The organism is Brevundimonas sp. FG8 (assembly GCF_057808845.1).
This window is the reverse complement of the sequence record NZ_JBMDIU010000007.1, coordinates 104,720-123,042: the sequence shown is the minus strand read 5'-3', so window position 1 is coordinate 123,042 and position 18,323 is coordinate 104,720. Positions and strand designations below refer to the sequence as shown.

Genomic DNA, 18,323 nt, shown 5'->3' with positions numbered 1-18,323 from the left:
CAGCTCGGCAGGTCAAGGACATGACCGATGCGTTCCAGCCAAACCTCGACTTCGCGGCGGCCGAACAGGTCGACACCCGCGACGCCTTCGTGGTCGATCTGGAGGGCTATGAAGGGCCGCTGCACGTCCTGCTGGCGCTGGCGCGGACGCAGAAGGTGGACCTGCTGAAGCTGTCCATCACCCGGCTGGCCGAGCAGTATCTGGCCTTCGTCCACGAGGCGCGCCGCCGGAACTTCGCCCTCGCGGCGGACTATCTCGTGATGGCGTCCTGGCTCGCCTATCTGAAGTCGCGCCTGCTGCTGCCCCGCAACGAGAAGGGCAAGGCGGACGAAGTCCCGGCCGAGGAAATGGCGGCGGCCCTGGCCTTCCGGCTGCAGAAGCTGGAGGCCATGCGCCGGGCGGTGGAGGCGATCCAGTCGCGGCCCCAGCTGAAGCGCGACGTCTTCACGCGTGGCGATCCGGAAGCCACCGTCATCATTCCGTCCGACCGCATCGACGCCAGCCTGTACGAGCTGATGGCCGCCTATGTGACCCAGCGGCGCCGCGAGGAACTGCGGCGCTACAATCCCGGCCAGCGGGTCGAGGCCTTCCAGCTGGAGGCCGCGCGCGACTGGCTGCGCGAAATCCTGCCGCGCATGGAGGACTGGACCCCGCTCCACCGGGTCGCGCCCGAGAAGTACGACGACGAGGAAGGGCCGTCGCAGGCCAGCTATACGGCGTCCACCCTTTCAGCCAGTCTGGAGCTGGTGAAGGAGGGAGCCATGGACGTGAAACAGGCCGAGGCCTTCGCCGAAATCTACCTCAAGCGCCGGGGCAGGGGACTGCCGCTGGAACTGACCCCGAACTGATCTGATGAGCATTCAATTCGCCCCTGACGATCTGGAGATCGAGCGCCGCGTCGAGGCGCTGCTGTTCGCCGCCGCCGGTCCGCTGTCGGCGGCCGAGATCGCGCGTCGTCTGCCCGAGGGCGCGGATGTGGGCGGGGCCATCTCGGCCCTGCGCGACCGGTATCAGAACCGGGGCGTGGAGCTGGAGTGCGTGGCCGACCGCTGGCGTTTCCGCACCGCCGCCGACCTGTCCTTCATGATGACCGAGGAGCGCGAGGAGCCGCGTCGCCTGTCGAAGGCCGCGCTCGAGACCCTGGCCATCATCGCCTACCACCAGCCCTGCACCCGCGCCGAGATCGAGAGCGTGCGCGGCGTCTCCCTGTCCAAGGGAACGCTGGACCTGCTGCTGGAGATGGGGTTCGTGAAGCTGAAGGGCCGTCGCCGCACGCCGGGCCGCCCGGTCACCTATGCGACGGCCGACAAGTTCCTGGAGCACTTCAGCCTCGCCAGCCTCTACGACCTGCCGGGCGTGCAGGAGATGAAGGCCGCCGGCCTGCTGGACCTCTCCATCCCCGTCGGCTTCGAGGTGCCCGACCCGACCCGCTCGGGCGACGGCGACGACGAAACGCCCCTGCTGCCGGGCGAGGAAGACTCGCCGGAGTTCGCGCAGGACTTCGTGTCGGAGGATTAGCGTCCTTCTCCCCTTGCGGGAGATGGGGGATCACTAAGAAGCTGATACTTAATGCGTTTTAAAAATAGATACCATCTGTGCAGGAACTGTGCAGATGTTTCTGCACAGTCCCATTTTGTCATATCAGCAAATACTGGCGGCTAGCGTGTTCAAGATCGATCCACTCGCGCGATTTCGCGAAGCGATCAAGCCAAGCTTCAACATAGGCAACTGGCCCGCCAGCCTGGTCGATTTCCTCGAAGTGGAGGAAGTGCGAGCGGTATCCGGTCTCGGTGATCGGCAGGCGAGCCCGCTTCGGCTGAAGGGCTGTGACAGTCAGGTGCGAAGCCGCCAGATCACGATCGCGCGCGATGCTGAGCCAGTCGCGCTCAAAGGTGATCTCGATGTCCACGCCCCGCCAATGCAGGGCGTGAATCTCGATGCTGCGCTCGGCCGCCATCAGGCGACTGCCGAGCGTTCGATGATGGCGCGCATCACGATGCGGCCGGAGAGCGGCATGGCTTCGCAGTTGATGCTGAAACCATGGCCGTCCTTGTTCGGCCAAGCTGCGCCGATGGGGGTCCAGATCGAATTTTCACCGTCGCCGACGACACGGAAAAGGCGATGTGTCGGCTTGCGGCCGAGAGGAAGCGATTGATTGGTCATGGCGGACTCCTTCTGGGTGCCGCGGACCATTCCGCGGCTTCATGGGGAGAGGCCGGCGCGGACCAATAAGGCCGCGATCAAACCCCGCGCAGCGCCCCGCAGGGGAACGGACCTGCACGGAGCGCGCAGCGCGGAGGAAGGGAGTTGGGTTGAACGCGGGCGGGTCCGTGCCAGACGTTCACTCCCCGAAGCCGTGAGCAGGCTGCTGCCCTAGAAGACAGTCAGCATCTGCATATCGAACCGCGTTGCACGACCGCTTATGCTCAAGCTAAAGTGGTGGCATGTCTTACCGCGCAATCGCCATTGCTGATCTCCTCGTGAACCGGGCCAACGACCGGCATGGTGAACTCGAAAACGAAACCGCCGCCATCGCGTGGCTGTTCAACAACCGCGAACAACACATGCGTAATCTCACCAAGGATCTGGTGAGCACAGGTGAGATCTACGAGCCGCCTCTCGTGGCCCCTGAGGGCGACAAATACATCGTGTTCGATGGGAACCGCCGCATCACCTGCCTTAAACTTCTGGACGATCCGCGACGCGCACCGACGGTCGAACTCCAGCAGTTTTACACCGACCAACGCGCCGCTTGGCCGGGTACATTCCCCAAGACAGTCGTCTGCCAAGTTGAGGGCGACCGCGACCGAATCGACGACATTTTGTTCCGGCGTCACACCGGTGCGCAGAGCGGGATCGGCCAGAGCACTTGGGACGACCGGATGAAGGAAAACTTCGTCCAGCGGACGGGTAAGAGCACTGGTCTGAACGTTGCGGACGAAATCGAGAAACGCCTTGCTGAGGCGGGGCTTCTGCCGAGCCGTCGAAAGATTCCGCGATCAACTTTGAACCGACTGCTGTCGGCCGAAGCCTTTCGCAACCGCGTGGGCATCAGCGTTCAACGCGGCAAGTTTGAACTAACGCACGAAGAACCCGTGGTCCTCGCAACGCTGCAACGCATCGCGAAGGACTTGGCGACACGTGATGTCACGCTCGGCGAACCGTCATTTGTCCAAGAGCGATCGTGAGGCCGCAGGGGTGTTGTCGGCCGCCCAGCGGCACACTCATTTTCTCGACAGCCCCCGAATGACCAAGACGCTGAGCCAGTCGGACTTCAAGCTGAGCGACCTACAAAGCCAACTGACAACCGTGTTCGTCGTCCTTCCGCCAGATCGGCTTGCCAACTCCGCAAGTACGCCAGCGAAGCCGACCGCTGGCATGGTCTTCTCATTCACCCCGCCACTCTCGACATCCTGGCCGGTATCGGATCACGCGAACCATGGGCATTCGACGCGGAGATGGAAGAATTGGTGAAGCAGTGGACGGTTCGCCCGCAGGTGCCGTGGAACGCCATAGAACGGCAGGTTGCTCGAAAGGTCGGCCGAAATGATCCTTGTGCTTGCGGCAGCGGCAAGAAGCACAAGAAATGCTGCTTGGTGAGCTACTGAACGGACTCTCTCGGTTTCCGGTTTGAATCAGAAGTGGCCAGGCAGCGTTGAGATCTGAGAGGTGGTCCGGGTGGCTGGGGAAACCGGCACTCCTCTCCGATTGGAAAATGAGCCTAACTTTAGTCGTCTAGTCGGAACATCGGGCTGCTGTGAAAGCGCAGGCTCTCTCTGTTGGTTGGCTAGCTGGCGATGAATTTGATTTTTGAATGCAAGCGTGATGGCGCTCGAACTCGACCGACAATGCTGACTTAAGTGCGATCCCGCTAAGATGTGCAGGCTGCACGCGGTATCTTGGCTCTGCGCTGCCTGTTGCGCAGAGCTTAAACGCGAGGACGGCGAGGTTGCGCGGGCCGCGCCGCCTTTCCGCGCGTGGCGGCGGCTTTGGAAGCATTTGCCTGAGCTTCCGTCTTGGTCTTTCCGGCAGGCTGATCGGCACTGACCTCGACCGGTTCCCAGCTACCCATCCCCTGCAACAGACGGTCAGCGTGTTTGATCGTATTCACATGCCCGTAGTGGTCTTCGATCATTTTCACGGATGTGCCCATCTGCTCCGCCAGCAAATAGACATCGATGCCCTCGCTCAGGCGAAGCGTGGCGTAGGTGTGCCTGAATGAGTAGGTCGAACGCAGCGTGCCAGACGGACCTTCGCGCAGTTCCGCAGCATCGAGCAGGCCTTCGATCAACGATGCGTAGAGAGACTTGTTGGCCTCCCCCAAATGCGTTGTGAAAACCCGGTCATCGGGTTTGATGGCTTTGCCGATTTTCCGGATACGTTCGAGATATTCACCGACGCTGGCCGGCGCGACAAGCTTCCGCTCCTTGCCTTTACCGCGCACATAGATGACCACCACATCCCGGCCCTCCTTGTCTTTAGCGACGGTGATGTCGCGCCAGCGAAGGTTTTTGGCCTCGGGCGGTCGCATGCCCGTGTTGCACATTATGAGCACGAAAACGTACGCAACCTCGCGGTACCATCGGCTTGTGCCATGTTTGGCTTTCTTCACCCAAGCGCGGCCGACCGTATGAAGTTTCCGGTATTCTTCTAGCGTGAACTCGTCCCTCCGCTCGGTCTTGAGCTTGGGCCTGCCTCCAAATCGATTTGTTGCGGGGATGTAGTGTTTGTCCGCAGCGAAGTTCATGATTCCGCTGAACACCGACATCTCCGTGGCGATGGTCGCATCACTTACGAATACCCAACGGACCTTTTCCTTTTTCCGTTGATCAGCCCGCTCTTGGGCTGGCTTCGGGCGGCGATTGCGCACGACTTTGGTAAGGGCATCGACTGCGCTTGCCTGAGCCGCTTTCTCGTCGTCAGTGAGTTCGCGCGTCTGACCGTCGCGCGGGATGCGGCCTTCGCCCATATTTCGGCGCCAGGCTGGATAGCTGTCCCAGCGGTCATGCCCGATCAGATGAACCTGCGTCGTTCCGACATAAGGGTTTAGTTGAGCCCTGATTATTGACTCGATCTTTTTAACGCGAAGGGGTGCGATCTCCCCAGCGGTCGCGCGTCGAGCCTGAAGTGCCACGTACTCCTTGGCCACTTCGGCGAATGGCCGATTGAAGACTGGCACGTCGTGCTTCAGACGGAATCGGATGTCAGCGTCGTAGTCGAACGCCAGATCCCGAGCCCGAGTTATGTCGGACGTTTTCAACGAGACGGTCTTGTACCGGTCCACTTTGGGAAGCTTCACGCGGCAGTAGTAGTTGCGGTGGCTGACGTCGGTCCGGCGAAATATGACCAAGCCGGTCTTAAGCTCTTCCTTGTCCGCGATGAACGTCATTGCGACCTACCTCTGTGCAGGTTCCGTGCAGATCGGCGGCATAAGTCCTTGATTTGTCGTCAATGTGCAGGGGCTGTGCAGAAGATGTTAGCAGATAAAATCGATATTTGCCAGAGAGTTAGCATGAACCCGTCATCCCTTGCGGGAGAAGGTGGCAGCCCGAAGGGCTGACGGATGAGGGGTCGCGGCGATGTCGGACGATTGGCTTCGTAGACGCGCCAACGCCATGCGGCGGGAGCCCGCAGTTTTTGAAGCTCGCCTCTGGAAGCTTTTGCGGGACCGCAGGCTGGAAGGCCTGAAGTTCAGACGACAGGTCGTAATCGGCCGCTACATCGCCGACTTCGTCTGCCTTCGGCACAGGCTGATTGTTGAGGCGGATGGCCCATTGCACGAGGAGCGGGGCGATCATGACGCCATTCGCGACGCATGGCTGACATCTCAGAACTTCCGGGTGCTGCGCTTTTCCAACCAGATGATCGAGAGCCGAAGCCGGGAGGTCATCGCCACAATCCTGCAGGCGACACGAACGAACCTCGCCACGGACTAAATCCATCCGCCGGTGCGACCCCTCATCCGACCCGCTTCGCGGGCCACCTTCTCCCGCAAGGGGAGAAGGATCAACGCCCTCTACCCTTGCCTCATAAGCCCTGCTAACCCGCTGGCATGATCGCTCGCCTTCGCCCCGTTCCGTTTGACCTCGGTCCCGTCCACTTCGTCGGCATCGGCGGCATCGGCATGAGCGGCATCGCCGAGATCATGCTCAAGATCGGCTATTCGGTGCAGGGCTCGGACGCCAAGGCGTCGGCCAATACCGAGCGGCTGGAGAAGCTGGGCGCGAAGATCTTCATCGGCCACGACGCCGCCCATGTGGGCGAGGGCGTTTCGGCGGTGGTCTATTCGACCGCGGTGAAAGCCTCTAACCCCGAGATGATGGCCGCCCGCGAGCGCCGCATCCCGCTGGTCCGCCGGGCCGAGATGCTGGCCGAGCTGATGCGGCTGCAGTTCTCGATCGCGGTGGGCGGCACCCACGGCAAGACGACGACGACCTCGATGGTCGCGGCCCTGCTGGACGCCGCCGGTCTGGACCCGACCGTAGTCAACGGCGGGATCATCAACGCCTACGGTACCAACGCCAAGGTCGGCGACGGCGACTGGATCGTGGTCGAGGCCGACGAGAGCGACGGCAGCTTCCTGCGCCTGAAGTCGACGGTGGCCATCGTCACCAACATCGACCCCGAGCATCTGGATCACTACGGCGACTTCGACGGCGTCCGGAAGGCGTTCGTGGACTTCGTCGAGAACATCCCCTTCTACGGCTTCGCGGCGGTCTGTCTGGACCACCCCGAGGTCCAGCGTCTTGTGGCCTCCATCGATAACCGCCGTCTGGTCACCTATGGCGTAAATCCGCAGGCCATGGTCCGCGCGGACAACTGCCAGATGGGGCCGGACGGTTGCCGCTTCGACGTGGTGATCCAGCAGCAGGGTCTGGCCATGCTGGACGAGCCTGTCCGCATCGAGGGCCTGCACCTGCCGATGGCCGGTTGGCACAACGTCTCCAACGCGCTCGCCGCCATCGCCGTGGCGCGCGAGCTGGACGTGTCGGACGAGGCGATCAAGGCCGGTCTGGCGGGGTTCGGCGGGGTGAAGCGCCGCTTCACCACCACGGGCGTGGTGGGCGGCGTGCGCGTGGTCGACGACTACGGCCACCATCCGGTCGAGATCGCCGCCGTGCTGAAGGCTGCCCGTCAGGTGGCCCAGACAGGCGAGGGGGGCGGCCGCGTCATCGCCGTGGTCCAGCCGCACCGCTACACCCGCCTGCGCGACCTGATGGAGGAGTTCTCCACCTGCTTCTCGGACGCCGATGCCGTGATCGTGGCTGACGTCTATCCGGCGGGCGAAAGCCCCATCGAGGGCGTGGACAAGCATGCGCTGGTCGACGGCATCCGCCGCTTCGGCCACCGCCACGTCCAGCCGCTGGAAAACGCCGCCGTCCTGCCGCGCGCGATCAAGGAAGAGGCCAAGCCGGGCGATCTGGTCGTCCTGCTGGGCGCCGGCGACATCACCAGCTGGGCCTACGCCCTGCCGGCGCAGCTGGAGGCGCTGTCGTGAGCCAGTACCCCGAAGTCCGCGGCAAGCTGCTGCTGAACGAGCCGTTGGGGCCGTACACCTGGTTCCGGGTGGGCGGGGCGGCGGACGCGCTGTTCATCCCGGCGGACGCCGAGGATCTGGCCGACTTCCTGAAGGCGCTGGACCCGGCTGTGCCCGTAACCGTGCTCGGCGTCGGTTCCAACGTCATCGTGCGTGACGGCGGGGTCGAGGGCGTGGTGATCCGGCTGGCGGGGCGTCCGTGGGCCCAGATCACGACCGAGGGCGATACGATCACGACCGGCGCGGGCGCGTTGGACAGCATGGTCGCCAAGGCGTCCGCGAAGGCGGGCATCGGCGGGCTGGAGTTCTATGCGGGCATTCCGGGCACCATCGGCGGCGCCCTGACCATGAACGCGGGCTGTTACGGCTCCGAGACGAAGGACGTGCTGGTCTCGGCCTGGGGGCTGACGCGGTCGGGCGAGCGGGTGGACTATGCGCTGGCCGACTTCGGCTACACCTATCGTCACTCCGTCGTGCCCGAGAACGAGATCATCTGGGTCGAGGCCGTCTATCGCGGGACGCCCGCCGATCCGGAGACGGTCACGGCGAAGATCAACGAGATCACCAGCCGTCGCGAGACCACCCAGCCGATCCGCGAAAAGACGGGCGGCTCGACCTTCAAGAACCCCGAGGGCCATTCCTCGTGGAAGCTGGTCGACGAGGCGGGCTGGCGCGGCAAGCTGCACGCCGTGAACGGCGGCGGGGCCATGTTCAGCGAGCTTCACTCCAACTTCATGATCAACCCCGGCGAGGCGACCGCCGCCGACATCGAGGGGCTGGGCGAGGCCGTCCGCGCCGACGTGAAGGCGAAGACGGGCATCCAGCTGGACTGGGAGATCAAGCGGATCGGCCGCAAGGGCTGAACGCGTTGCGCCTCTGACGGCGGCCAGCTATGCCGTGGGACTCTCGGAGGGGGCTCCCATGAAATTCCTGTTCAGCGCCGTTGTCGGCGCCGTGGCGCTGCTCGTCGCCCAACCGGCGGCGGCGCAATTCGTGATGACCCGGACCACGCCGGGCGCGGCCTACTACCACAAGGCCGGCGCCAGCCTTGAGGATCACGACACCCAATTGGCCCAGTGTGTCGCCGATGCCCAAAGAACGGCCCAGCCGGCCAGCGGCGGCAACGCCCTTGTCCTGATCAACCCGGCGCTGGGCATCGCGGGCGTGGGCTACGACCTTCGCCGCAATCGCGCGGGGCGTCGGGTTAATATAGAGAACTGCATGGTCGCCAATCGGTGGACCATCATGAGTCTGAGCGAAGCGGAGGCGGCTCCGCTGCTCCCTCTGCTCCGTGAACGTGATAGCCTGCGTATGGCGCTGGCCCGGATGGTCGGCGCGGAACGGCCCATCGGGACGATGACGCGCTGGTTCACCAATGACGCCATGAACGGCGCCAGTGACCGCTTCTCCGGAGCCGAATTCGTCGAGGGCGTATCCCTGAGTCTGGAGGGCGGGATGACCGCCAGTCGGGGCCTGATCAGCTGGCCGCCGATCCCGGACCTGCCACGCCCCTCGCTCGACGCCCTGCCGCTGGACCCGCTGCGACCGCGGGATATCCGCGTCACGGATGACAGCGCGCTGGTGTTCATTCGGATGACTGGCGATATCCGCTTCAGCGCCGATATTCTGGTCTTCGAGCGGCTCGGGCCGGATGCCTCCACTCCGGCGTGGATTGATCAACGTTCGAACCTGTTCGCGCCCTCCCTCAATGACAGGACGGTCGAGCGCGGACGGCCACGTGTCGGTGTCTATGCCTACCGCCTGCCGCCGGGCCGCTGGCGTCTGACGGGAATGGCCCGCACCGACATGGCCTGGAGCTTCTGCCAGGGGACGATGGCCTTCGACGCGCGGGCGGGAGAGGCGCTGTATCTCGGCTCCTTCGACCTCTCGGGACGGATGATGCCGGACATGACGATGCGCGATGACATCGTTCCCGCGGGCCGGATTCCGGGGGGCTTGCGCCCCGTCGAATACACGGCCGAGGCCCGCTTCCCGTGCACCGGCGTCTACATCTATTCGGTCGACCCTACGGCCTCCTGAAGGGCATCCCCGAAGAACAGCGAGATCGTGGGTTAAGTTGACAGGCTGTTAAGGACGTTCGCGTCATGCGTTTAGCGTTCCGGAGCCGATCATGACCCGTCCCCTCGCAGAGCTTCATGTCGCCGTCCTGATGGGCGGGCTGTCGTCCGAGCGCGAGGTGTCGCTGAGTTCCGGCAAGGGCTGCGCCGACGCGCTTGAAGGGCAGGTGGCCAAGGTCAGCCGTGTGGATGCGGGCCGTGACCTGGCCCAGGTGCTGACCGAGCTGAAGCCCGACGTGGTGCTGAACGCCCTGCACGGCGAATGGGGCGAGGACGGCTGCGTGCAGGGCATCCTCGAGACCCTGCAGATTCCCTACACCCACTCCGGTCTGCTGGCCTCGGCCCTGACGATGGACAAGGACAAGACCAAGTCCGTCCTGCGCGCCGCGGGCGTGGTGGTGCCGGGTGGCGGGCTGTTCGACCGGCGTGAGGTGGCCAGCCGTCACGTCATCCCGCCCCCGTATGTGATCAAGCCGAACGCCGAGGGGTCGTCAGTCGGGGTCTATCTGGTGCCGGAAGGCGCCAACGGTCCGCAGACCGAGGTCGGCGCGCCCGACTGGACCTATGGCGAGGAGGTGATGGTCGAGCCCTATATCGCCGGCAAGGAGCTGTGCGTCACCGTGATCGGCGAGGCCGCCGGCCCGCGCGCCCTGACCGTGACCGACATCACGCCGGTGAAGGGCTTCTATGACTATGAGGCCAAGTACGCTCCGGGCGGATCTGTCCACAAGCTTCCGGCCGACCTGCCGCCCGCCGTTTTCGAGCGCGCGCTGCGCGAGGCCGAGCTGGCGCACAAGGCGCTTGGTTGCCGGGGCGTTAGCCGATCCGACTTCCGTTATGACGATGTTAAGGACGATCTGGTCCTGTTGGAGGTCAACACCCAGCCCGGCATGACGCCGACCTCCCTCGTTCCCGAGCAGGCCGCCTATTGCGGGTTGGAATACAAAGACCTTGTCCGGTGGATGGTGGAGGACGCCTCATGCCCGCGGTAGTTCGCGGCGGTCGGCGACAGAGTTCAGGCCAGACCGCAAAACGCGGCGCGGCGCCCCGGAACGGAGGGCGCGGTCGCGCGCCCCGCAATGCTTCGCCCATCCCCGGAAAGGTGGCCGCCATCGGCCGTCTGGACCTGTCGCCGCGCGCGGTGGTGATCTCGATCGCGGCGGGCGTCCTGCTGCTCGGCGGCGTGCTGGCCACGGGTGCGCGGGCTGACCGGATCGGCGCCTCGGTGGGCCGCGGGATCGACGGCCTGACCGTCGGCATGGGCTTCAAGCTGGACAAGGTGTTCATCGAGGGCGAGAGCGCCGAGGCGACCGTCGCGATCCAGCGGGCCGTGCAACTGGCGCCCGGTCAGCCGATCACCTCCATTGATCTGGACGCCGTGCGCCAGCGGGTCGAGGGCGTGGGCTGGGTCAAGTCGGCGCGGGTGGTTCGCCTGCTGCCCAACACCCTGATCGTACATGTGGTGGAACACGACCGGCTGGCGATCTGGCAGGTGGCGGGCCGCAATCAGGTCATCGACGGGCAAGGCCGGGTCATCCAGGGCGCCGACGCCGGTCGCTACCCGGGCCTGCCGCTGGTGGTGGGCGTGGGCGCCGAACAGGCGGCGGCTGAAATCCTCCCGCTGGTCGCCCAGCGCCCGCGTCTGATGAGCCGCGTCGAGGCTCTGGTGCGCGTGGACGAGCGCCGCTGGGACCTGCGTCTGAAGGACGGCAGCCTGATCCAGCTGCCCGCCCTGAACCAGGACGCGGCCCTCATCCAGCTGGATGAGATGGACCAGCGCCGCCGGCTGCTGGAGCTGGGCTTCGCCCGGATTGATCTGAGAACACCGGAAGAGGTCGCCGTCCGGCCCTCGTCCGACAACGGTAAAGCTTGAGAGGGCAGGGTATGGCCGGGCGGAGTCTGGACAAGGCTGTTGATGGTCGTGGCGCATCGAGCCGCGCGCCCGTGGTGGCCGCGCTGGATCTGGGTCAGTCCAAGGTCGGCTGCTTCATCATGAAGCCCGAGGGCGTGCGCCACGCGGACCGGACAATCCGGGTCGCGGGCGCGGGCCATGTGCAGTCGCGCGGCATTCGCGGCGGCGGGATCATCAGCATGGATGAGGCCGCGCAGGCCATCGGCCACGCCGTCGAACGCGCCGAGCGGGCCGCCGGCGCGCCCGTCGCGGGCGTCGTCGTGACCACGGCGATCGGCCAGATGGCCAGCCACCGGGTGCAGTCGCGCGTCTCGCTGGGGCAGAACCCGGTCGGCGACGGCGATCTGGCGCGCACCATCGCGATGGCGCTGGCCCAGATTCGCCTGCCCAGCCGCCGCCCGATCCACGTGCTGCCGATCGCCTGGTCGGTGGACGGCGCGCGCGGCGTGCGTGATCCCCGCTCCATGCGCGGTCACTCGCTGGGGCTCGATCTGCTGGTCGTGTCGATGGCCGAGAGCGCCTTCACGGCCCTGAGCCACTGTCTGGAACTCGCCCACCTTGATCTGCAGGGCGTGGTCGCCGCGCCGGTGGCGTCGTCGCTGGCGGCGCTGGAAGACGACGAGATGGACCTCGGCTGCGTCTGCATCGATATGGGCGGCGGCGCCACCTCGGCGGCGGTGTGGGGCGGGCGCAGCCTGCTGCACATCGAATCGCTCAATGTCGGCGGCGATCACGTCACGGCGGACATCGCCCGCGGTCTGTCGACCTCGCGCGCGGGCGCCGAGCGACTCAAGACCCTGCACGGCTCGGCCATGGCTTCGGCCAATGAGGATCGCGAGATGCTGGAGGCCCCGCCGCGCGGCGAGGACCCGTCGGCCAGCCCGGTCGTGGTGCCGCGCGCCATGCTGAAGACCGTCATCGCGCCGCGCGTCGAGGAGACGCTGGAACTTCTGCGCGACCGGCTGCGCGCCGCGGGCGTGGGGCTTGAGCCCGGCGCCGGTCTGGTGCTGACCGGCGGCGCCAGCCAGCTGAACGGCGTCTGCGAAATGGCGGTGCGGGTGTTTGATCGCCCCGTGCGACTCGGCAAGCCCCAGCGCGCGCCTCACCTCGCGGACGCCGCCTCCGGGCCGGCCTTCTGCTCGGCGGCGGGCGTATTGCTGCGCGCCGCCTACGGTCCACGCGAGGCGGTGTCGGCGCGGAAACTCATGTCGCGTCAGATTACCGCAGCGGATGCGCCCCGCGCTCACACGGGCGGCCTGGTGGCGCGCGCCGCGGGCTGGCTGCGCGACAACCTTTAAGGCGCTGAAAGCCCCATTTGGCGGGCTAAATCCGGATAACGTCGCGCGTTTGGCCGTTATCCGGCCTCCGTTCGCCCGTTTTTCTCGCCTGCATGGCGAGACTGTGTCCAGATTGTAACAACACGGGTCTTCCGTGGTCGCCAAGCCGCCACAATCCCTTGTGGAGGCCATCTTTGCTGCTAGCGTGGAATCCGAAGCAGTGTCCCGACTTCAATCGGGGCGCGGCGTCTTGCATCCTTTATCGGTTGGGGCCCAACACATGCTAATCAAGCGCAAGTATCTCTTTGGCACTACGATCCTGGCCGGGGTCATGGCTTTGGCGGCTCCGGCCTTCGCGCAGAGCCAGCTCCCGGGCGTGAGCGTTCAGGGCCAGGCGGACCAGTCCGCGACCCAGATCGACGACGTCGTCGTCACCGGTTCGCGTATCCGTCGTGACCCGGTCAACTCGCCGACCCCGCTGATCCAGGTCACCGGCGAGCAGCTGCAGACCACCGGCCAGACGACCATCATCGACTACCTGGCGACCATTCCCGCCCTGTCGAACTCGCTGGTTCCGTCGGACACCACCGGCTCCAACCTCAACGACGGCGGCCTGTCGTTCGCCAACCTCCGCTCGCTCGGCACCGGCCGCACCCTGGTGCTGGTCGACGGTCGTCGTCACGTCGGCGCCGCCCAGGGCAACCTGGCCGTTGACGTCGACTCGATCCCGCGTCTGCTGATCGAGAACATCGAAATCGTCACCGGCGGCGCCTCGTCGGTTTACGGCGCTGACGCCGTCTCGGGCGTGCTGAACTTCACCCTGCGTCGTGACTTCGAGGGTCTCGAGATCGACGCCAACTACGGCATGATCAACCAGGCCGGTCAGGCCAACAAGCGTATCTCGGTGCTGGGCGGCATCAACCTGCTGGATGATCGTCTGAACCTGTACGGCTTCGCCGAGTACGAAGACATCGACATGGTCGAGTCGATGGACATCGACTGGCTGCGTGACTCGCGCGCCCTGGTCGGTATCGACGCCGACCCGACCAACGCCCCGAACGACGGCATGCTGGACAGCGCCGTGTTCAGCGGCCTGACCACCCTGTCGCGTCCGCGTTGGGGTCAGACCACGCTCGCCAACTCGCAGCAGCCCAGCCCGCTGAACGACCCGGATGTGCCGCTGGCCAGCTGTACCGCTCTGACCAGCGCCAACTGCTACTCGCTGGATCCGCTCAAGACCTACGTCTACGAAGGCACCACCGCCCGCCTCGCCAACTTCGGCCAGCGCATCGGCAACGTCGGCTCCAACCGCACCCTGAACATCGGCGGTGACGGCGAGAATCCCTCGCGCTTCGGTCAGGACAGCCGCGTTCCGGAATCGACCTCGGCCCGCTATCAGGTCGGCGCGAACTTCGCGATCACCGAGAACATCGGTCTGACGGCTGAATACAAGTACGTCGAGGAAGACACCTTCGACATCAGCCAGCCGACCTTCTTCGACATCTTCCTGCACGACGGCAGCTATGCCGCGAACTGGACCAACCCGATCCGGGCGACCAGCCAGTTCGACCTGCGTCTGGACAACGCCTATCTGCCGGCCAACGTCCGTGCGGCGATCCAGGCGAACACTGTCACCAACTACACCGCCAACGCGACCACGCCCGGCACGCCGGCCTTGACGCAGGCTCGCGCCTGGGCCCGTCACTCGATGTTCGGTCCGGATCGCACCCAGGACAACCACCGCGAAGTCGAGCGCTATGTGATCGGCCTGAACGGCGGCTTCGACCAGCTGGCCTTCATCAAGAACATCAACTGGGATCTGTCGTATGTGAACGGCGAGGCCCGCAACGAGAACGTCGAGCGTGGCGTTGACGTTCAGCGCTTCGCCCTCGCGGCTGACGCCGTGGTCGACACCGCGGGCGCCGTCAACGGCCGTCCGGGCGAGATCGTCTGCCGCGCCAAGCTGATCCAGGCCACCTCCGGCGATCTGGACGACTACTTCCGCGGCGGTCTGCTGACCGACAGCGTTGAAGGCACGCGCGCCCTGAACGAGTGCGTTCCGCTCAACGTCTTCGGCGCCGGCAACCAGAGCGAAGCCGCCCTGGCCTATGTCGATGCGGCGATCACCGTCAGCCACGTCAACCAGCAGGAGCAGGCCATCGGCGCCATCTCCGGCCAGCTGTGGGACTTCTGGGGCGCCGGCGCGATCGGCGTCGCCGTCGGCGCCGAATGGCGTCGCGAGTACACCGAAGGTGTCGGCCGCAGCGCCACGACGGGCGACCGTCTGCTGTTCCTCAACACCGGTGCTGACTTCCTCGGCGCGGAGTACGAGTCGGAAGAGTGGTTCGCCGAACTTTCGCTGCCGCTGGTCCGCGACAGCTGGCTGGGTGAGTACGCCGAAGTGAGCGGTTCGTACCGCGCCTTCGACTACACCACCGCCGGCGACGGCGATGTCTACGGCGTGAACTTCGTGTATCGCCCGATCCGCGACATCACCTTCAAGGCCAGCCTGAACACCTCGTTCCGCGCGCCGAACCTGGGTGAGAACTTCTCGCCCTTCAGCCAGACCTTCGCCAACGGCTACGTTGATCCCTGCGCGACGCTGAACATCGCCGCCCAGAACACGGAAATCCGCACCAACCGGATTGCCAACTGCCAGGCGCTGCTGAACCAGTACAACGCCGCCAACGGCACCGCTCTGGCCTACGATTTCGCGGGCACGACGGCGACCAACACCGACGACTTCAACCCGATCTATTCGTCGGGTATCGCGGGCGTCAGCGGCGGCAACGCCAACCTCCGTCCGGAAGAATCGGAAAGCTTCACCTTCTCGGTGGCGCTGGAACCGCGGATGTTCCCGAACCTGCAGCTGATCCTCGACTACTATGAAATCGAGATCACCGACGTTATCGCGTCGGTCAGCGCCCAGACGATGTCCAACCTCTGCGTCAACGGACCGACCCTGGACCCGCAAACCTGCGGTCTGCTGTTCCGCAACGACCCGACCCCGGGCCGTGAGTTCTACCTCGGCGCCGCTTCGGGCGATCCGATCGGCGGCTTCATCCAGAGCTCGATCAACTACGCGGCGCTTCAGACGCGTGGTCTGGACTTCACCCTGCGTTACTCGCTGGACACCGAAGAAGCCTTCGGCTGGAACCTGGGCCGCTTCAACTACAGCCTGGGCGGCCTCTGGCTGATCGAGCAGAAGCAGTTCCTGGACCCGGCGAACGCCGCCAGCTTCACCGAACTGTCGGCCGGCGTCTTCTACCCGCGCGTTCGCTTCACCTCGTCGCTGACCTGGGTTCCGAACGACACCTGGAGCGTCAACTGGTCGATGGACTGGCAGACGGCCCAGAACAGCGCTCGCATCCGCGACCAGATGTCCAACCTGGACTCTCGTCCGTATGACACCTACGACACCGGCGACTTCGCCCGCCATGACTTCACGGTCCGTGCGAACCTCCGGGACGACCTGTCGATCCGCTTCGGTGTGGTCAACGCGTTCGACGCCGAACAGCCCGCCTACCTGGGCACGACGACGTACAGCAACTTCGACCCCTACGGCACGCGCTTCTTCGTGGGCCTGAACTACCGCCCGTTCTAAGAACGAGCAGACGACACAAGACGGAAGGGGCGGCTCGCGAGGGCCGCCCCTTTTCGTTGCGCGGCGGCGGACGCGGCCGGGATTTTGCGGCCAAGGTTAACGATTTCCGTGGCCTCCGACCCGACTCAGCCTATCCGGTAACACTCCCTTAAGCAGTTCGGGCGCTTCCTTAACGCGCTCATAACCAATGCGATTCGGCGGGGATTTCGCATCGGGACTGCAAGGGCAGGGTCGGAATTAGGGTCGGAAAAATGTCTCTCTCGCTGGTGCGTCCGCAAGCTACGGAACTGAAGCCCCGGATCGTCGTGTTCGGCGTCGGCGGCGCGGGCGGCAATGCCGTCAACAACATGATCGACGCCGGTCTGGAAGGTGTCGAGTTCGTGGTCGCCAACACCGACGCGCAACACCTCTCCTTCGCCAAGACCGACCGCCGCATCCAGCTGGGTGAGACCATCACCCAGGGACTGGGCGCCGGCGCGCACCCCGAAGTCGGCATGAACGCCGCCGAGGAATCCGCCGAGGAAATCTTCGGGCACCTGGACGGCGCCCACATGGTCTTCATCACCTGTGGCATGGGCGGCGGCACCGGCACCGGCGCGGCCCCCGTCATCGCCAAATGCGCCCGTGATCGCGGCATCCTGACCGTCGGCGTCGTGACCAAGCCCTTCACCTTTGAAGGCCGTCACCGCATGCGTCTGGCCGAGGCCGGCATCGCCGAGCTGCAGCGCTACGTCGACACCCTGATCGTCATTCCGAACCAGAACCTGTTCCGCGTCGCCAACGAGCGCACGACCTTCGCCGACGCCTTCGGCATGGCCGATCAGGTCCTGCACTCTGGCGTGCGCTCGATCACCGACCTGATGATCCTGCCGGGCCTGATCAACCTCGATTTCGCCGACGTCCGCGCCGTCATGTCCGAGATGGGCAAGGCGATGATGGGCACCGGCGAGGCCTCGGGCGACGACCGCGCCCTGATGGCGGCCCAGAACGCCATCGCCAACCCCCTGCTGGACGAGACCTCGCTGAAGGGCGCCAAGGCTGTGCTGGTGAACATCACCGGCGGCATGGACATGACCCTGCTGGAAGTCGACGAGGCCGCCAACGCCATCGCCGGCGAAGTGGATTCGGACGCCAACATCATCTTCGGCGCCGCCTTCGATCCGGCCCTGGACGGCAAGATCCGCGTGTCGGTCGTGGCGACCGGCATGGAAGACACCGCCGCCGCCAAGGCGCCGCCCTCTTCGGGTTCGGCGACCTTCGACACGCGTCGCCCGGCCCCGGCCTTCGCCCCGCGCGCTTCCGAGCCGGTGCGTTCGGAGCCCGTTCGCGCCGCCGAGCCGGTCCGGGCCCGCGTCGAAGAGGCTCCGATCGTCCCCACCTTTCAGCCCGCTCAGCCGGCTTACGGCGCGGTAGCCCGCGCGCCGGAGCCCAAGCCCGAGCCGGTTATCCACGTCGCTGAAGAGCGTACGCTGGAGCCGATCGTCGATCCGTGGGTCGAGGAGTACGAGAACAATCCGCGTCCGGCCGCCGAAAAGGCGCCGCAAGCCCAGGGCGACCTGTACATGGAACGCGCGCCGGCTCCCGAGCCCGCCCCGCGTCCGGAACCGGCCTATGACGACGGCTATGACGACCGGGACCACCGCAAGAGCGGCTGGAGCCTGTTCGGCAAGAAGCGTCAGCAGCCCACCTATCCGCCGTCCGGCAACCGCCAGACGGAAATGCGTCACACCAGTCAGACCCAGCCGACCATCGAGCCGGAGCTGGGCCAGGCCGAAGACGATCTGGAAATCCCGTCCTTCCTGCGCCGGCTGGCGAACTAGGACCAGGGTTCAAGGGTAAAGGTTCGAGGGGCGGTCCGCAGGGGCCGCCCCTTCTTCCTTCGCCTCAACGCTCGTCTCTTTAGCCCTCAGGCCTC

The 18,323-nt window shown here is 65.5% G+C and carries 17 protein-coding genes; 14 read left to right on the top strand and 3 right to left on the bottom strand.

What is annotated here, in order from left to right; genetic code table 11:
• The first annotated feature begins 20 nt into the window (after positions 1-20).
• On the top strand, positions 21-848 hold the full coding sequence (locus ACODRV_RS12970) for a segregation and condensation protein A (protein ID WP_141627389.1): 828 nt from the start codon (positions 21-23) through the stop codon (positions 846-848).
• A gap of 4 nt (positions 849-852) precedes the next feature.
• On the top strand, positions 853-1,518 hold the full coding sequence (gene scpB, locus ACODRV_RS12965; protein ID WP_141627388.1) for an SMC-Scp complex subunit ScpB: 666 nt from the start codon (positions 853-855) through the stop codon (positions 1,516-1,518).
• 118 nt (positions 1,519-1,636) lie between these two features.
• On the opposite strand, the gene ACODRV_RS12960 is transcribed toward scpB, so the two are convergent.
• Together ACODRV_RS12960 and ACODRV_RS12955 are read right to left on the bottom strand one after the other, a co-directional pair.
• The gene (locus ACODRV_RS12960) at positions 1,637-1,957 is read right to left on the bottom strand and encodes a hypothetical protein (RefSeq protein ID WP_488908591.1); all 321 of its coding nucleotides are present in this window, start codon (positions 1,955-1,957) and stop codon (positions 1,637-1,639) included.
• Entirely contained in the window at positions 1,957-2,163 is a 207-nt protein-coding gene (locus tag ACODRV_RS12955) for a hypothetical protein (protein ID WP_488908590.1), read from the bottom strand. The genes ACODRV_RS12960 and ACODRV_RS12955 overlap by 1 nt, the downstream gene beginning before the upstream one ends.
• A 281-nt stretch (positions 2,164-2,444) precedes the next feature.
• Here ACODRV_RS12955 and ACODRV_RS12950 point away from each other — a divergent pair, with 281 nt between their 5' ends.
• The 3 genes from ACODRV_RS12950 to ACODRV_RS12940 are packed head-to-tail and all read left to right on the top strand — an operon-like array spanning position 2,445 to position 3,608.
• Positions 2,445-3,188: a ParB N-terminal domain-containing protein gene (locus ACODRV_RS12950; protein WP_488908589.1), complete on the top strand. Its 744-nt coding sequence runs from the start codon at positions 2,445-2,447 to the stop codon at positions 3,186-3,188.
• Complete coding sequence (locus ACODRV_RS12945; RefSeq protein WP_488908588.1) at positions 3,145-3,474, top strand: type IV secretory system conjugative DNA transfer family protein; 330 nt, start codon at positions 3,145-3,147, stop codon at positions 3,472-3,474. Before ACODRV_RS12950 ends, ACODRV_RS12945 begins: the two co-directional genes overlap by 44 nt.
• Positions 3,459-3,608 (top strand): SEC-C metal-binding domain-containing protein, encoded by a 150-nt coding sequence (locus ACODRV_RS12940; RefSeq protein ID WP_488908587.1) that lies wholly within the window; start codon positions 3,459-3,461, stop codon positions 3,606-3,608. Before ACODRV_RS12945 ends, ACODRV_RS12940 begins: the two co-directional genes overlap by 16 nt.
• A gap of 320 nt (positions 3,609-3,928) precedes the next feature.
• On the opposite strand, the gene ACODRV_RS12935 is transcribed toward ACODRV_RS12940, so the two are convergent.
• Positions 3,929-5,389, bottom strand: coding sequence for a tyrosine-type recombinase/integrase (locus tag ACODRV_RS12935; RefSeq protein ID WP_488908586.1), 1,461 nt, complete (start codon positions 5,387-5,389; stop codon positions 3,929-3,931).
• 190 nt (positions 5,390-5,579) lie between these two features.
• On the opposite strand from ACODRV_RS12935, the gene ACODRV_RS12930 reads away from it, so the two are divergent.
• From ACODRV_RS12930 to ftsZ, 9 genes are all read left to right on the top strand, one after another.
• The gene (locus ACODRV_RS12930; RefSeq protein WP_488908585.1) at positions 5,580-5,936 is read left to right on the top strand and encodes a DUF559 domain-containing protein; all 357 of its coding nucleotides are present in this window, start codon (positions 5,580-5,582) and stop codon (positions 5,934-5,936) included.
• A 116-nt stretch (positions 5,937-6,052) separates the two neighbouring features.
• Entirely contained in the window at positions 6,053-7,498 is a 1,446-nt protein-coding gene (gene murC, locus ACODRV_RS12925; RefSeq protein ID WP_488908584.1) for a UDP-N-acetylmuramate--L-alanine ligase, read from the top strand.
• On the top strand, positions 7,495-8,400 hold the full coding sequence (murB, locus tag ACODRV_RS12920; RefSeq protein WP_488908583.1) for a UDP-N-acetylmuramate dehydrogenase: 906 nt from the start codon (positions 7,495-7,497) through the stop codon (positions 8,398-8,400). The genes murC and murB overlap by 4 nt, the downstream gene beginning before the upstream one ends.
• Positions 8,401-8,458: 58 nt before the next feature.
• Complete coding sequence (locus tag ACODRV_RS12915; RefSeq protein ID WP_141627385.1) at positions 8,459-9,577, top strand: hypothetical protein; 1,119 nt, start codon at positions 8,459-8,461, stop codon at positions 9,575-9,577.
• 91 nt (positions 9,578-9,668) lie between these two features.
• Positions 9,669-10,607 carry a D-alanine--D-alanine ligase gene (locus ACODRV_RS12910; RefSeq protein ID WP_488908582.1) on the top strand — a complete coding sequence of 313 codons (939 nt, stop codon included), beginning with the start codon at positions 9,669-9,671 and terminating at the stop codon, positions 10,605-10,607.
• Complete coding sequence (locus tag ACODRV_RS12905; protein ID WP_141627383.1) at positions 10,595-11,488, top strand: cell division protein FtsQ/DivIB; 894 nt, start codon at positions 10,595-10,597, stop codon at positions 11,486-11,488. Before ACODRV_RS12910 ends, ACODRV_RS12905 begins: the two co-directional genes overlap by 13 nt.
• 11 nt (positions 11,489-11,499) lie before the next feature.
• Positions 11,500-12,825 (top strand): cell division protein FtsA, encoded by a 1,326-nt coding sequence (gene ftsA / locus ACODRV_RS12900; protein WP_488908581.1) that lies wholly within the window; start codon positions 11,500-11,502, stop codon positions 12,823-12,825.
• A gap of 259 nt (positions 12,826-13,084) precedes the next feature.
• Complete coding sequence (locus ACODRV_RS12895) at positions 13,085-16,408, top strand: TonB-dependent receptor domain-containing protein (RefSeq protein WP_141627381.1); 3,324 nt, start codon at positions 13,085-13,087, stop codon at positions 16,406-16,408.
• A gap of 251 nt (positions 16,409-16,659) precedes the next feature.
• Entirely contained in the window at positions 16,660-18,228 is a 1,569-nt protein-coding gene (ftsZ, locus tag ACODRV_RS12890) for a cell division protein FtsZ (RefSeq protein WP_141627380.1), read from the top strand.
• The last annotated feature ends 95 nt before the right edge of the window (positions 18,229-18,323 follow it).